The organism is Geodermatophilus sp. SYSU D00700, assembly GCF_054050255.1.
In genome coordinates this window covers 41,089-55,197 of sequence record NZ_JBJGZA010000010.1, presented here as the reverse complement: position 1 = coordinate 55,197, position 14,109 = coordinate 41,089, and the positions used below count along the sequence as shown (strand labels likewise).

At 75.0% G+C, this 14,109-nt stretch carries 13 protein-coding genes; 6 read left to right on the top strand and 7 right to left on the bottom strand.

Annotation, left to right across the window (positions count from 1 at the left end; genetic code table 11):
* Positions 1-159 precede the first annotated feature (159 nt).
* Genes katG through ACI79V_RS10195 form a run of 3 tightly spaced genes read right to left on the bottom strand, consistent with a single transcriptional unit; the run spans position 160 to position 3,605 of the window.
* On the bottom strand, positions 160-2,379 hold the full coding sequence (gene katG / locus ACI79V_RS10205; protein WP_456888882.1) for a catalase/peroxidase HPI: 2,220 nt from the start codon (positions 2,377-2,379) through the stop codon (positions 160-162).
* On the bottom strand, positions 2,376-2,849 hold the full coding sequence (locus ACI79V_RS10200) for a Fur family transcriptional regulator (RefSeq protein ID WP_456875075.1): 474 nt from the start codon (positions 2,847-2,849) through the stop codon (positions 2,376-2,378). Before ACI79V_RS10200 ends, katG begins: the two co-directional genes overlap by 4 nt.
* Positions 2,850-2,903: 54 nt before the next feature.
* The gene (locus tag ACI79V_RS10195; protein WP_456888880.1) at positions 2,904-3,605 is read right to left on the bottom strand and encodes an NRDE family protein; all 702 of its coding nucleotides are present in this window, start codon (positions 3,603-3,605) and stop codon (positions 2,904-2,906) included.
* 79 nt (positions 3,606-3,684) lie between these two features.
* Here ACI79V_RS10195 and ACI79V_RS10190 point away from each other — a divergent pair, with 79 nt between their 5' ends.
* Positions 3,685-4,608, top strand: a complete 924-nt coding sequence (locus tag ACI79V_RS10190; protein WP_456888878.1) for a universal stress protein — start codon at positions 3,685-3,687, stop codon at positions 4,606-4,608.
* A gap of 15 nt (positions 4,609-4,623) precedes the next feature.
* Here ACI79V_RS10190 and ACI79V_RS10185 read toward each other — a convergent pair whose 3' ends face one another.
* Both ACI79V_RS10185 and ACI79V_RS10180 read right to left on the bottom strand, forming a co-directional pair.
* Positions 4,624-5,376, bottom strand: coding sequence for a B3/B4 domain-containing protein (locus tag ACI79V_RS10185; protein WP_456888877.1), 753 nt, complete (start codon positions 5,374-5,376; stop codon positions 4,624-4,626).
* 61 nt (positions 5,377-5,437) lie between these two features.
* Positions 5,438-5,857 (bottom strand): nuclear transport factor 2 family protein, encoded by a 420-nt coding sequence (locus ACI79V_RS10180; RefSeq protein ID WP_456888875.1) that lies wholly within the window; start codon positions 5,855-5,857, stop codon positions 5,438-5,440.
* Positions 5,858-5,994: 137 nt separating this feature from the next.
* Here ACI79V_RS10180 and ACI79V_RS10175 point away from each other — a divergent pair, with 137 nt between their 5' ends.
* Positions 5,995-6,897: a LysR family transcriptional regulator gene (locus tag ACI79V_RS10175; protein ID WP_456888874.1), complete on the top strand. Its 903-nt coding sequence runs from the start codon at positions 5,995-5,997 to the stop codon at positions 6,895-6,897.
* Positions 6,898-6,989: 92 nt separating this feature from the next.
* Here ACI79V_RS10175 and ACI79V_RS10170 read toward each other — a convergent pair whose 3' ends face one another.
* Positions 6,990-9,323 carry a glycoside hydrolase family 65 protein gene (locus ACI79V_RS10170; RefSeq protein WP_456888872.1) on the bottom strand — a complete coding sequence of 778 codons (2,334 nt, stop codon included), beginning with the start codon at positions 9,321-9,323 and terminating at the stop codon, positions 6,990-6,992.
* Positions 9,324-9,496: 173 nt separating this feature from the next.
* Here ACI79V_RS10170 and ACI79V_RS10165 point away from each other — a divergent pair, with 173 nt between their 5' ends.
* The 4 genes from ACI79V_RS10165 (at position 9,497) to ACI79V_RS10150 (ending at position 13,173) form a co-directional block, all read left to right on the top strand.
* Entirely contained in the window at positions 9,497-10,690 is a 1,194-nt protein-coding gene (locus tag ACI79V_RS10165) for an NAD(P)/FAD-dependent oxidoreductase (protein WP_456888871.1), read from the top strand.
* Between the two features lie 105 nt (positions 10,691-10,795).
* A complete protein-coding gene (locus ACI79V_RS10160; RefSeq protein ID WP_456888869.1) occupies positions 10,796-12,058 on the top strand; it encodes an epoxide hydrolase family protein in 1,263 nt (420 codons plus the stop codon).
* Between the two features lie 165 nt (positions 12,059-12,223).
* Positions 12,224-12,637, top strand: a complete 414-nt coding sequence (locus tag ACI79V_RS10155) for a RidA family protein (protein ID WP_456888867.1) — start codon at positions 12,224-12,226, stop codon at positions 12,635-12,637.
* A gap of 2 nt (positions 12,638-12,639) precedes the next feature.
* Positions 12,640-13,173 carry a GNAT family N-acetyltransferase gene (locus ACI79V_RS10150; RefSeq protein ID WP_456888863.1) on the top strand — a complete coding sequence of 178 codons (534 nt, stop codon included), beginning with the start codon at positions 12,640-12,642 and terminating at the stop codon, positions 13,171-13,173.
* A 35-nt stretch (positions 13,174-13,208) separates the two neighbouring features.
* Here the strand turns inward: ACI79V_RS10150 and ACI79V_RS10145 are convergent, their stop codons facing one another.
* On the bottom strand, positions 13,209-14,108 hold the full coding sequence (locus tag ACI79V_RS10145) for a carbohydrate ABC transporter permease (RefSeq protein WP_456888860.1): 900 nt from the start codon (positions 14,106-14,108) through the stop codon (positions 13,209-13,211).
* Position 14,109 lies beyond the last annotated feature (1 nt).

Genomic DNA, 14,109 nt, shown 5'->3' with positions numbered 1-14,109 from the left:
CGGGCACGTCACCGGCACGCTCGACAGCTACGACGGCCTCACCCGGCGGCTGGCCAACCGGGTCCCGGCCGGGCAGCGAGGGCCGGCTGGTCGTCGGCGGGGACAGCGCCGGATGCCCCGGCCCGCGCGGTGCGGGCCGGGGCATCCGGAGGGCAGTGCCTACCGCAGGTCGAAGCGGTCGAGCTCCATCACCTTCACCCAAGCGGCGACGAAGTCCCGCACGAACTGCTCCTGGGCGTCGTCGGCCGAGTAGACCTCGACGATGCCCCGCAGGATCGAGTTCGAGTTGAACACGAGGTCGGCCGCGGTCGCCGTGCGCACGACGTTCCCGTCGGCGTCCAGCCCCTCGTAGACGCCCTCGGTGTCGACCGAGGTGCGCCACGAGATGCCCAGGTCGAGCAGGTTGCGGAAGAAGTCCTGGCTCAGCACGCCGGGCCGGTCGGTGAAGACGCCGTGCGTCGTGCCGCCGGTGTTGGCGCCGAGCACCCGCAGGCCGCCGACCAGGAGGGTCATCTCCTTGGCGGTCAGCTCGAGCATGTAGGCGCGGTCGACCAGCAGCGTCTCCGGCTGGAGCTTGCTGCCCGGCGCGATCCAGTTGCGGAAGCCGTCGGCCCGCGGCTCGAGCCAGCGGAAGTTGTCGACGTCGGTCTGCTCCTGGGAGGCGTCGGTGCGGCCCGGGTGGAACGGCACGGTCACCTCGACGCCGGCGTCGGCCGCGGCCTTCTCCACCGCCGCGGAGCCGCCGAGGACGATCAGGTCGGCCAGCGAGACCCGCGTGCCGGTCTGCTGCTCGAACTCCTCCTTGACCCGCTCGAGCACCGGCAGGACGTCGCGGACGCCCGCGTTGACCGCCCAGCCGATCTGCGGCTCGAGCCGCAGCCGGGCGCCGTTGACCCCGCCGCGCTTGTCGGTGCCGCGGTAGGAGGCCGCGGCCGACCACGCGGTGTGCACCAGCTGCGACACGGTCAGGCCGGAGGAGAGCAGGCGCTGCTTGAGGTCCGCGATCTCCGCCTCGCCGACCAGCTCGTGGTCGACGGCGGGGACCGGGTCCTGCCAGATGAGGTCCTCGGCGGGCACGTCGGGACCGAGGTAGCGGGTCTTCGGGCCCATGTCGCGGTGCAGCAGCTTGAACCAGGCCCGGGCGTACTGGTCGGCGAAGTACTCCGGGTCGTTCCGGAAGCGCTCGGCGTACACGCGCAGCTCGGGGTCGACCTTGAGCGCCATGTCGGCCGTGGACATCATCGGCGGGTTCTTCTTGTCCTCGATGTGCGCGTCGGGGACGAGCTCCTGCGCCTCGGGGTTGCTCGGCTGCCACTGCTTGGCGCCGGCCGGGCTCTCGACGAGCTCCCAGTCGAAGCCGAACAGCGTGTCCCAGTAGGAGTTGTCCCACGTGGTCGGCGTCGGGGTCCAGGCGCCCTCGAGACCGCTGGTGATGGTGTCGGCGCCCTTGCCGGTGCCGTGCTGGCTGATCCAGCCCAGGCCGTTGCCGTGCACCGGGCAGCCCTCGGGCTCCGGGCCGACCAGCTCGGGGTTGCCCGCGCCGTGGGTCTTGCCGAAGGTGTGGCCGCCACCGATCAGGGCGACGGTCTCCTCGTCGGTCATGCCCATCCGGCGGAAGGTGACCTTGATGTCGTGCGCGGAGGCGAGCGGGTCGGGCTGGCCCTTGGGACCCTCGGGGTTGACGTAGATGAGCCCCATGGTCACGTTCGCGAGCGGGCCCTCGTCGAGGTCGAGGGGAGCGTCGCCGGCGTAGCGCTCGTCGCCGAGCCAGGTGTCCTCGGGTCCCCAGAAGGTCTCCTTGGGCTGCCAGGTGTCCTCGCGGCCGAAGGCGAAGCCGAAGGTCGGCAGGCCCATGTCGTCGTGCGCGACGTTGCCGGCGAGCACGAGCAGGTCGGCCCAGGAGAGCTTGCGGCCGTACTTCTGCTTGACCGGCAGCAGCAGGCGGCGGGCCTTGTCGAGGTTCGCGTTGTCCGGCCAGCTGTTGAGCGGGGCGAAGCGCTGGCCGCCCTCCCCGCCGCCACCCCGGCCGTCGGCGATCCGGTAGGTGCCGGCCGCGTGCCAGGACATCCGGATGAACAGCGGGCCGTAGTGGCCCCAGTCGGCCGGCCACCAGTCCTGCGAGGTGCGCATGACCTCGACGAGGTCGCGCTTGACCGCCTCGACGTCGAGCCCGGCGACGGCCGCCCGGTAGTCGAAGTCCTCGCCGAGCGGGTCGGAGTCCTTCGAGGGCTTGTTCAGCACCGACAGGTCGACCTGGTTGGGCCACCAGTCGCGGTTGCTCTGCGGCCGCCGGTTGGTGACCTGGGTCGGCGAGGGGATCGCCGGGTTCTCGCTCTCGCTGGTGCTCTCGGTCTCGACCTTGTTGCGCTCGTCCTTCACGGTGTGCCTCTCTCTGGTGCGGAACGGTCGAATGGCGAAGAGGTGGCCGGGGCCGTCGCGCAGGACCGGCAGCGGCCCCAGTAGATGACCTCGGCCTCGTCGACGAGGAAGCCCCCGTCGCCGGAGGGGGTGAGGCACGGAGCCTCGCCGGTGGCGCAGTCGACGTCGGTGATGGCGCCGCAGGACCGGCAGACCAGGTGGTGGTGGTTGTCACCGACCCGCGCCTCGTAGCGCGCGACCGAGCCCTGCGGCTGGATGCGCCGCACCAGACCCCGGTCGGTCAGGACGCGCAGCACGTCGTACACCGCCTGGTGCGAGACCGCCCCCATGCGGGCGCGGGCGGCGCCGATCAGCGCCTCGGTGTCGACGTGCGGGTGCGCGTGGACGGCGGCGAGCACCGCCAGGCGCGGGCGGGTGACCCGCAGACCCGCCGCGCGCAGTGCGCGTTCGAGGTCTGCGGCGTCCGGCACGCCGCCGATCCTCCCGCCCTCTCTTGAACGAGTCAAGAACCGAGCGGCGCGTCCTCACCGGGGCCGGGGCGCGGTGAGGTCGAGTGCCTGCCAGGGCTCGGGGGTCCAGGGGCGCCGGCTGTGCTCCAGCCGCAGCGCGCCCGGGCGGGCCTCGATCAGCTCGCCGAACACGGTCGCGAAGACCAGTCCGTCCTCCTCGTGGCGGACCACCAGCGCGCCCGGGTCGTCCTGGGGCGGCGCGCTGCGGACCAGCGCGCGCCACCCCTCCGGGACCTCGGCGGCGGCGAACGCGGACAGGTGGCGGTCGGCCTTGCGGTCCTCCGGGCCGCCCGAGGTGATCATCGTCGTGCCCTCGCCGTGCGCGGTCGTCGTCAGCGTCGCGCCGTCGAAGTCCGAGGTGGTGAGGCCCTCCGGGGTCGCCAGGACGAGCAGGAAGCTCGCCATCCCGTCCAGGCGCACCCGCGCGGGCCAGTCCGCGCCGTGGGCCACCCCGAGCAGGGGGAGGACGCCGCGGCTGGCGGCACCCGCGTCGGCGGTCCGCTTCTGCGGCCGGTTGAGCACCAGCGCGGTGACGCCGGTGCCGACGTCGGTGGCGGCCCAGGTGCCACCGGCGACGCGGTCCCGCCCGCCGACGACGTCGGGCAGCTCGGGCCACCACCGGCCCGGGTCGTCGAACTCCCGGGTCGTCAGCTCGTCGCGCAGCGCCAGGATGCGGACCGGGTGGCCCGCCGACCAGCGCACGACCACCGTGCACACCCGGGGGATGCTCCCAGCCGCCGGTGGTCCGGGTCGACGGCGGGTAGGGGAGCGGGACCGGGACACAGGAGGGAGCACCGTGGACGACACGACGAGGCCGCGCGAGGTCGTGGTGGGGACCGACGGGTCGGCCGGCGCGCGCACCGCCCTGGCCTGGGGCCTGCAGGAGGCACGGCTGCACGGGACGGCGGTCCGGCTGGTCACCGTCTGGCCGCAGGACCGGCCGCCGCACGCCCACGACGGGGGCCTCGGCCGGCCGGACGTCGCCGACCTCGAGGCGGAGGTGCGGTCCCGCATGGAGGTGGAGACCGCCGAGGTCGCCGCCTCGACCGGGAGCGAGGCCGTCCCGGTCCACCCCGAGGTGCGCCACGGGCACCCGGTCCAGCAGCTGGTCGACGCCGCCGGCGAGGACGGACTGCTCGTCGTCGGCTCCCGCGGCCGGGGGCCCCTGCGCGGGGCGCTGCTCGGCTCGGTCGGCCAGCAGTGCGCCCAGCACGCCCGGGGACCGGTGGTCGTCGTCCGGGACGACGAGTCCACCCACGGCGCCGTGCCCCGGCAGGGCACCGCGAGCCGGGTGCTCGTCGGGGTCGACGGCTCGGCGGAGTCGGTGGCCGCGATGCGGTTCGCCGCGGCCGAGGCGCGGCTGCGCGGCGCGGAGCTGCACGTCGTGCACGCCTGGACCGACACCGTCTCCGGCTACGGCGGCCCGCCGTGGGCGGTGCCGGAGACCACGCTGCGGGAGCAGGCCGACGGCACGCTGCGCCGGGCGGTGCACGACGCGTGGGACGGCGAGGCCCCGGGTGTGCAGCTGCGGGCGGAGATCCTCGAGGGCGTGGAGTGGGACGTGCTCACCGAGGTGGCCGACTCCGCCGACCTGCTCGTGGTCGGGTCGCGCGGCCGGACCGCCTGGTCGGGTCTGCTGCTGGGCTCGGTGAGCCTGCGCTGCATCGCCTACTCGCCGTGCCCGGTGGCGGTGGTCCGGTCCCCGCGGGCCGGGGGGTGAGCCGCCGGCGACCCGTCAGCCTCCCGGAGCCCGTCCCGGGCCGGCGAGGACCCGCCGGTGGACGGTGGCGTCCGGGCTGGTCGCCAGCAGCGCCTCGGTGAGCGCGTCGGCCGCGGCGGTGGCGTCGTCGTCGGTGAGCGGGTCGAGGACGTCGAGGACGAAGACGGCGCTGCTCGTGCCGGTGGTGATCCGGGTGCGGGTGCACTGCCGCCAGTTCCAGCGGCGGCAGGTGACGCCGGCGTCGTCGCGCCAGACGACCTCGCCGGCCTCCGGGTGCTCGACGACCGCCGCACCGCCCGCGGTGGTGTCGAACGGCTCGTCGCCCTCGGCGCGGACCAGTCGCGGCGGCCCGGCGTAGGCGGCGCGGTCCTCCCCGCCGATCGGCAGCAGGTGGGCGACGGAGACGGCGTTGTAGACGTCGGTGATCCGGTCGATGCGGGGCAGGCCGTCCGGGTCGAGGCGGCGCAGCAGGGCCTCCACGCTCGGGCGGGTGCGCTGCGGCCGGGCGCCGAAGGCCCGGTAGGCCTCCCGCCAGGCGGCCGGGTGCGGCAGCTCCTCGGGTGACCGGCCGGCGAGCAGCCGCCGGGCGTCGTCCTCGGCGGCGGCCAGGACCCGCTCGCTGACCGCGTCGCCGGGACCGCCGAGGAGGCCGTCGGCGGTGAGCAGCAGCGCCCGGTAGTCCGGTCGCAGGTCGAACACGGCGGGGTCGACCGCGGCAGTGGCCAGCCAGTCGTGCGCCGTGCCGGTGCCCTCCGGGTCGCTGGTCACCTGGGGCCTCCGTCGACGGGGTCGGTCCGGCCTCCCGACGGTAGACCGGGCCGGCTGCCCCTCAGCCGGCGGTGCGGTACAGCGGGGAGAGGTCCTGGTAGAGGCGGACGGAGGTGACCGCGCCGTCGTCCCCGCGGTCGGTCCAGGCGGTGGCCCGGACGGTGACCCGCCGGCCGTCCGCGCCGTCGTAGTGGTTGAGGGCCTCGAGGACGAAGCGGTGGTCGTCGCCGTAGAGGTTGAGCGGCTCGTGCACCAGCGTGTAGCCCATGGCGGTCACCGACCCCCAGAACTGGTCGAGGCCCTTGGCGGCGACCTCCCGGCCGACCATCGGCTCGTCGTTGTCGAACTGGATCGAGACGTCCGGGGACAGGAAGGACGAGTAGCGCTCGAGGTCGTAGGCGTCCAGCGCGGCCAGGTACTGCTGGTACCACTCCCAGCCGGCCGCACTGAGCTGGTTGACGCGGAGCCTGCCCAGTTCCACGGGTCGGTCCTCTCGTTCGTGACGGGTGGTGCGGGGCACCCAGAGCGTCCCGGGCGCGGCGGGCGGTGGGGAAGGCGTCGGTGATGACGGGTGCCCCCGGTCTTGATGACGGGCCGTCATGGATGTACGCAGGCGCCGTGGGGGAGCTGGACCTCCGTCTGCTGGCGCCCTTCGTCGCCCTGGCCGAGGAGCTGCACTTCGGGCGCGCGGCGTCCCGGCTGCACGTCACGCAGTCCGGGCTGTCGCAGCAGATCCGCCGGCTGGAGCGCCAGCTCGGCGTGGCGCTGTTCGAGCGGGACACCCGCCACGTCCGGCTGACCGCGGCCGGCCAGGCGTTCCTCACCGGGGCCCGCGAGTCGGTCGCCACGGCCCACCTGGCGGTCCGGGAGGCCCGGCGCGCGGCGGAGGTCCGGACGCCGCTGCGGGTCGGCGTCGACATCGACTGTCCCCAGGCGGTGGTCCGGAGGGTGCGGCTGTTCGGCGCGACCCGGGCCGACGTCGAGCTCCGGTTGCACCTCCAGCAGCAGGACGACGTCGTCCGCGACCTGCTCGACGACCGTCTCGACCTGGCCGTGGGCTGGACCGCCCCGCCGGCGGGCGCCGACTCGCTGGAGTCCGCGCCGTTCGCCCCCGTCGTGCTGCACGGGGTGGTCCGGGTCGACGACCCGCTGGCCGCGGGCGACCGGCTCTCCCGGCGGGAGCTGTCCGGCCGGCGCCTGGTCGTCTACTCGCCCAGCCTCGAGACCCGGCCGTTCTACGACTTCTTCCTGTCCTGCTTCCCCGACCCCCACGGGCGGTTGCCGCAGGTCACCCACGTGCCCGTCCTGGACGACGCGCAGGCGGCGATGCTCGACGCCGTCGAGGACCTCGGCGGCTTCACCCTCTGCGTGGGCGACGACCCGCCGGACCTCGACGGGCGGCGCCTGGTGATCCGCCCGTTCGACCCCCCGGTGGTGGCCGGGCTGGTGGCGATGTGGCGCACCCGCCGCCGGCCGGCCCTGCTGGCGGACCTGACGCGCTTCGTGCAGCAGGCCCGCTGAGCGGGCTCTGCCGGCTCGTTCCCTGCTCTGCCGGCCCCATCGCGCCCTCAGCGCCCGGAACCAGCCGGCAGAGCGCAGGGTCCGGGCATGGGTCAGCTGAGCGGTTCGCGACCGGCCGGCTGCCGCGGCTCGTCGAGCAGCGGGGTGGGGGCGCGCAGCGGCACGCGCACCGGCTCGCCGGGCGCCACCCGGTGACGGGCGCCGTCGACGACGACGGTCACCGGCTGCTCGCCGCGCTCGAGCGTGACCGTGGTGCCCTCCCGGGTCGTCTCGACGCGGAGCAGCCGGTCGCGCCAGGTGAGCCGGTAGGCGGTGCGCGAGAGCGCGGACGGCAGCAGCGGCGCCAGCTCGAGGTCCTCGTGGTCCTCCCGCATGCCACCCAGGCCGGCGACGAGGGCCAGCCACGTCCCGGCCACCGACGCCATGTGCAGGCCGTCGGCGGTGCCGCCGGTGAGGTTGCGCAGGTCGACCAGGGCGGCCTCCCGCAGGTAGCGCAGCGCGAGGTCGGGGTGCTGGGCCTGGGCGCACACGACCGCCTGCACGGCGGCCGACAGCGAGGAGTCCCGGACGGTGCGCGCCTCGTAGTACTCGAGGTCGCGCGCCACCTCCTCGTCGGTGAACTCGTCGCGGCACCACCACAGCGCCTGGACGAGGTCGGCCTGCTTGAGCACCTGCCGGCGGTAGAAGTCGGCGTAGTGGTGGTGCTCCTGCACCGGGTAGCGGTCGCGCTCGTCCTCGAAGGGCCACTCCCGGTAGGTCGTGAAGTCCTCGTTGCTCGGGTGCACGCCGAGCCGCTCGTCCCACGGGACGTGCACGGCGTCGGCCGCGGCCCGCCAGGCGGCGGTCTCGGCGTGGTCCACGCCCAGCTCCGCCGCGCGCTCGGGCAGCCGCTCGCACGCGTCGGCGGCCCACCGGAGGTTGCGCCGGGCCATGAGGTTGGTGAAGACGTTGTCGTCGACGACGCCGGTGTACTCGTCGGGGCCGGTCATGCCGAACAGGTGCCAGGCGCCGTCCGCGTCCTGCTGGCCCACCGACGCCCACGCCCGCGCCGTCTCGACCAGCACCGGCAGCCCGCCGACGGAGTCGAGGTCGCGGCCGGTGACGTTCTGGTGCAGCCAGAAGGCGCGGGAGATGTCGGCGTTGACGTGCATCGCCGCCGTGCTCGCGGGCCAGTACGCCGAGGTCTCGGGCCCGCTGATGGTGCGCCACGCGAAGCACGCCCCCGCCAGCCCCAGCGTGCGGGCACGGTCGCGGGCGGGGCCGATCGTGTCGGCGCGCCACCGCAGCAGGCGGGCGGCCGCGTCCGGGCGCAGCAGCGACAGGGCGGGCAGGACGAACCCCTCGACGTCCCAGAAGGTGTGGCCGCTGTACCCGACGCCGGTCAGCCCCTTGGCGCCGACGGGGGCACCGGAGATGCAGGCGGCGGAGCAGAACAGCTGGAAGACGGCGTAGCGCAGCGCCTGCTGCAGCTCGGCGTCGCCGTCGACCTCGACGTCGGCGGTGGCCCACAGCTCGTCGAGCACGGCCCGCTGGGCGGCGACCAGGCCGTCCCACCCGAGGTCGAGCGCGGAGCTCACCGCGGCCGAGGCCTGGCCCAGGACGGAGTCGGACCCCGCGTCGCGCGACCAGCCGTAGCCGACGACCTTGACCACCGTGAGGCGCTCCCCGGGGGACAGGTCGGCCGCGACCGTGGTGACGACGTGCTGCTCGTCGACGTGGGTGCCGACCCGCCCGCCGTCGACCTCGTGCCCGACCGCGGCCGCCACCGTGATGCCCGACCGGCGCGTCCGCTCCACGAGCGCGCCGCCGGTCTCGCTGCCGATCTGCGCCCGGGGCTCGAAGGCCTCGTCGAGGGCCTCCGCCACGCGCGGGTCGTCGTTGTCCACGCCCGCCGGGGTCACCACGCCGGCGGCGAGCTCGGACCGCACGACCACGTGCGCCGACCCGTCCAGGACGCGGACCTCGTACCGGACGGCGAGGACCGACCGCTCGGCCAGGGAGACCAGCCGCCGCGAGGACACCTCCACCGTCGGGCCCGACGGCGACGTCCAGTGCACGCGGCGGTCCAGCGTCCCGGCGCGCAGGTCGAGGGTGCGCTCGTGGACCTGCGGCGGGACCTCGCGCACGTCCAGCGGGACCCCGTCGACCAGCAGGCGCAGCGGCGTGCCGTCGGCGACGGTGAGCATCGCCTGCCCCTCCTCGGGGTGCCCGTAGCCACCCTCGGGATAGGACAGCGGGTGGGTCTCGTAGACCCCGGACAGGTAGGTGCCGCGCATGCCGAAGGGCTCGACCTCGTCGAGCGTCCCCCGGACCCCGAGGAAGCCGTTGCACAGGCTGAAGACGGACTCGGCGACGTCGAGCGTCCCGGGGTCCACCCGCGGCTCGCGGACCGTCCACGGGGCGGTGTCGAGGGTCGGGGCACTCACGGGGGTCCTCACCTGCGTCGTCCGGGAACGGGACGGACGCCGGGGCCCGGCGTCCCGCCCCCGTCCTACCGGTCGGCGCACCCCGGCGCGATCCGGGACGACGGCGGTGTGCAGGGTGGCGGTGCCGGACGGGACCGCCGTCGGGCGGCAGAGCGCACGAGAGGTGGACCCGCATGAGCAGCAGCTCGGTCCCGCTGTGGCAGGACGAGCCCGCCCGCCCGCGGCCCGCGCTGGAGGGCCAGACGCACGCGGACGTGTGCGTGGTCGGCGCCGGCGTGGGCGGGCTGGCCACCGCCCGGCGGCTGCTCGACGCCGGGCTGTCGGTCGTCGTGCTGGAGCGCTCCGCGGTGGCCTCCGGCGCGAGCGGCCGCAACGGCGGCTTCTTCATCGCCGGCGCCGCGCCGATGTACCACGACACCCGCGCCCTGTGGGGCCGCGAGCGGGCGGTCGCCGTCCACCGGGCGACGCTGGACGCCCAGCGGGAGATGCTCGAGGTGGCCGAGGCCGTCGGCGCCCGCCGGCACTTCCGGCTCGACGGGATGCTGCGGCTCGCCGTCGACGGCACCGAGGCCGACGACGTCCGGCGGCACGCCGCGGCGCTCGCCGAGGACGGCTTCCCGGGACAGCTGGTGGCCGGCGACGACCTGCCCGGCCCGCTCGCCCGGCCGGAGCGGGCCGGGCTGTACCTGCCGCACGACGGGTCGGTGCACCCGGTCCGGTGGCTGCGGGCGCTGGCCGACGCCCTCGAGGCCCGCGGGGCGCGGGTGTTCGAGCGGTCACCGGTGGTCGGGCCGCCCGCCGTCGACGGCGACGGCGTCCGCGTGCGGACCGCGTCCGGTGCCGTGCGGTGCGACCGCGCCGTCGTGGCCGTGGACGGCGACCTGGCGGCGCTGGTGCCGTCGGCGGCGGCGGTCCGGCCGCGGCGGCTCAACATGCTCGCCACGGCACCGCTCGGGCGGACGGTGCTCCCGTCCCCGGTCTACTCCCGCCACGGCCACGAGTACGTGCACCAGACGGCGGACGGGCGGATCGCGCTCGGGGGGTTCTCCGATCTCGACGGGGCGGCGAGCTGGACCGACCGCGCCGAGGTCTCCGGGCCGGTGCAGGCCCGGCTCGACCGGTGGCTGGTCGAGGAGCTCGGGGTGCGCGCGGAGGTGACGCACCGGTGGGCCGGCGTCGTGGGCTTCGCCGACGACCCGATGCCCCGGTGCGGGCCGGTACCGGACACCGACGGCCGGGTGCTGGCGCTGGGCGGCTACAACGGCACGGGCCACGTGCAGGCCTGGGTCGCCTCCGGCGTGGTGGCCGACCTGGTCGTCACCGGCCGGAGCGCCTCGGCCGGCCTGTACGGCGCCGTCGACGCCTGACGCCCCGGGCAGGAGGACCCGGGGGTCTCCCTGGCGCGAGCGCCGGCCGGGGCGGCGCAGGGTCGACGGCGAGCCCCGCTCCGCCCGGACCACCAGGAGGCACCCATGTCCCGGTCGACCGTCCCCGCGACGCCGGCAGCCGCCCAGGAGGAGGGTGCGATCCGCCCGTTCCGGATCGAGGTCCCCGACGCCGCGCTCGCCGAGCTGCGCCGGCGGGTCGAGCAGACCGTCTGGCCGGACCGGGAGACGGTCCCGGACACCTCCCAGGGAGTGCCGCTGGCGACGATGCAGGAGTTGGCGCGGCACTGGGCGACCGACTACGACTGGCGCCGCTGCGAGGCGCGCCTCAACGCGCTGCCGCAGTTCGTCACCGGGATCGACGGGCTCGACATCCACTTCCTGCACGTGCGCTCGCGGCACGAGGACGCCCTGCCGCTGGTGGTCAACCACGGCTGGCCCGGGTCGGTCGTCGAGCAGCTGAAGATCATCGAGCCGCTGGTCGACCCGACGGCGCACGGCGGGGACGCCGCGGACGCCTTCCACGTGGTCGTTCCGTCGATGCCCGGGTACGGGTTCTCCGGCAAGCCGACCGGCCCGGGCTGGGGGCCCGAGCGGATGGCCTGGGCCTGGGCCGAGCTGATGGGCCGGCTGGGCTACGACCGGTACGTCGCGCAGGGCGGGGACTGGGGCGCCTTCGTCGTCGACCAGATGGGGCTGCAGGCACCCGAGGGACTGCTCGGCATCCACACCAACATGCCGGCCACCGTGCCGGCCGACGTCAACGCGGCCGCGCTGGCCGGCGCGCCGCCGCCGGACGGGCTGTCGGACGAGGAGCGGCGCGCCTACGAGCAGCTCGTCCGGACGTTCGGGCAGGTCGAGTACGCCCGTTACATGGCCGCGCGCCCGCAGACGCTCTACGGCATCGCCGACTCGCCCGTCGGCCTGGCCGCCTGGCTCCTCGACCACAACGACGCCGACGGGCAGCCGGCCGCGGCCGTGCTCGCGGCGCTGGAGCGCACGACGAGCGACACCGGCGAGCTGACCCGCGACGAGGTCCTCGACAACGTGACGCTGTACTGGCTGACCAACACCGGGGTCTCGGCCTCCCGGCTGTACTGGGAGTACCGCGGCGGGTTCTTCGACGCGAAGGGCGTCACCGTCCCCGTCGCCGTCAGCGTGTTCCCGGGCGAGCAGTACCAGGCCCCGCGCAGCTGGACCGAGCGCGCCTACCCCGGCCTGGTCCACTACCGCCAGGTCGAGAAGGGCGGGCACTTCGCGGCCTGGGAGCAGCCGTACCTGTTCGTCGACGAGCTCCGGGACGGCTTCCGGTCGCTGCGCACGCCCCGGATCCCCGAGCAGCGGAGCTGACGTGCCCGGAGTCCCTGGCGGCGGGAGAGCTGGTCGTCGTCGACGGGGCGACCCAGGTCGTGGACGCCGACGGGGCCGGTCCACCCGGTTCACCGTGCTCGACCGTGGAGCCCGGTTCGAGGGCCGCTACCGGAGCTGACCGGCCGACACCACGAGGAGGCAGACATGGGCAGGTTCGAGACCTTCGGCTTCGGCGTCCCCTGGGAGGACCTGGCCAACTACTCGCAGGCCGTGCGGGCCGGCGACCGGCTGTACGTCTCGGGGCAGCTGTCACACGACGCGGACGGGACGTTCCTCCACGAGGGCGACGTCGAGGGCCAGACCGAGGTGACCCTGGCCAACCTCGACGCCGTCCTGAGCCGGTTCGGCGCCCAGCGCACCGACATCGTGGAGATGAACGTCTTCCTGGTGGGCCTGCGGGCGAACTTCGCGCCGGCGATGGCCGTGTGCAAGCGGTACTTCGGCGACCACCGCCCCGCCAGCAACGCCTTCGGCGTGGTGGAGCTGGCCCTCCCCGAGCAGCTGATCGAGATCGCCGCGACGGCGGTGCTGGCCCCCGCCGCGGCGTCACCGGCCTGACGGTGACCGACAGCGGCACCGCGGCGACCGAGGTGCGACCCCTGACGCTCGAGGACGCGGAGGCGCTGCTGGAGTCGGCCGACGCGTTCCGCGCGCGCTCGGGGCTCGACCTCGCGGAGGGCTGGCTCGTCTTCCCCGAGGCGCTCCCGGCGACGGTCGAGGCGCTCCGCTCGGGCGTGCCGCCCGAGTGGTCCAGCCACCTGCTCGTCGACCCGGTGCACCGCGTCGTCGTCGGGCTCGGCGGGTTCACCGGACCGCCCTCCGACGGCGTGGTCGAGGTGGGCTACAGCGTGGCTCCCGGCCACCGCGGTCGCGGCCACGCCACCGCGGCGGTGCGGCTCTGGCTGGCCTCCGCCGCGGCGCACGGGGCCTCGCGGGCCCGGGCGCACACGCTGGCCGAGCAGAGCGCCTCGACGGCCGTCCTGGCCCGGCTCGGGTTCGCGCGGGTCGCCCGGCTCGAGGACCCGGAGGTCGGTCCCGTGTGGCGGTGGGAACGACCCCTGACCGGTGGCGGCCCGACCGGGGACCGCGCGTAGACCGGGTGGTCCCCGGAGGAGACGCTGCTCCCGCGCTACTTGATGCCGGTGTTCGCGACGCCCTGGGCGATCTGGCGCTGGAGGACCAGGAAGACGGCGAGCAGGGGCAGGATGCCGAGGACGGCGGAGGCCATGGTCTCGGCGTACTGGATCGCGGAGCCGCCGACCAGGCTGCTGAGCCCGACCGGGATCGTCTGCGACTTGGTCTGCGTGAGGACCAGCAGCGGCCAGAGGAAGGCGTTCCAGGACGTGATGAACGTCAGGATCGCCACCGCGGAGATCGCCGGCCGGGACAGCGGCATGGCGATCCGGGAGTAGATCCGCCACCAGCTGGCACCGTCGAGCCGGGCGGCCTCGATGAGGGCCACCGGGATGGCCTTGATGAACGAGTGGAAGACGAAGAGGGCCACGGGGAGGGCGACCGAGGGCAGGATGACCGCCCAGTAGGTCCCGAGCAGGCCGAGGGCCCGGAACTCGAGGAACTGCGGCAGGACGAGCGCCTCCACGGGCACCATCAGGCCGGCCAGGATGAGCCCGAACACCACGTACTTCCAGCGGAAGTTCAGGTTGACCAGGGCGAAGGCGGCCATCGAGCAGACCACCACGGTGAAGACGACCGTGAGGGTGGAGATGATGAAGCTGTTGACGTACCACCAGCCGATGGGGCTCGTCTCCCACGCGTAGCTGTACGCGTCGAGGTTCCAGCTGCTCCCCCACGGGTTCGTGGGGTTCGCGGCGATCTCCTCGTTGGGCCGCAGCGACGTGATCAGCGCCCACAGGAACGGGACCAGCCAGATCAGGGCGAAGAGCGTCACGCACGTGGCGGTGAGCCGGTTGAACAGCTTCGTGCCCTGGTCCTGCTCGCCCCGCCGGCGCGAGCGCCTCGTGCCGGGACTCTCGGTGTCGGCCGCGGGCGCGGCCATCGCCGTCGACATG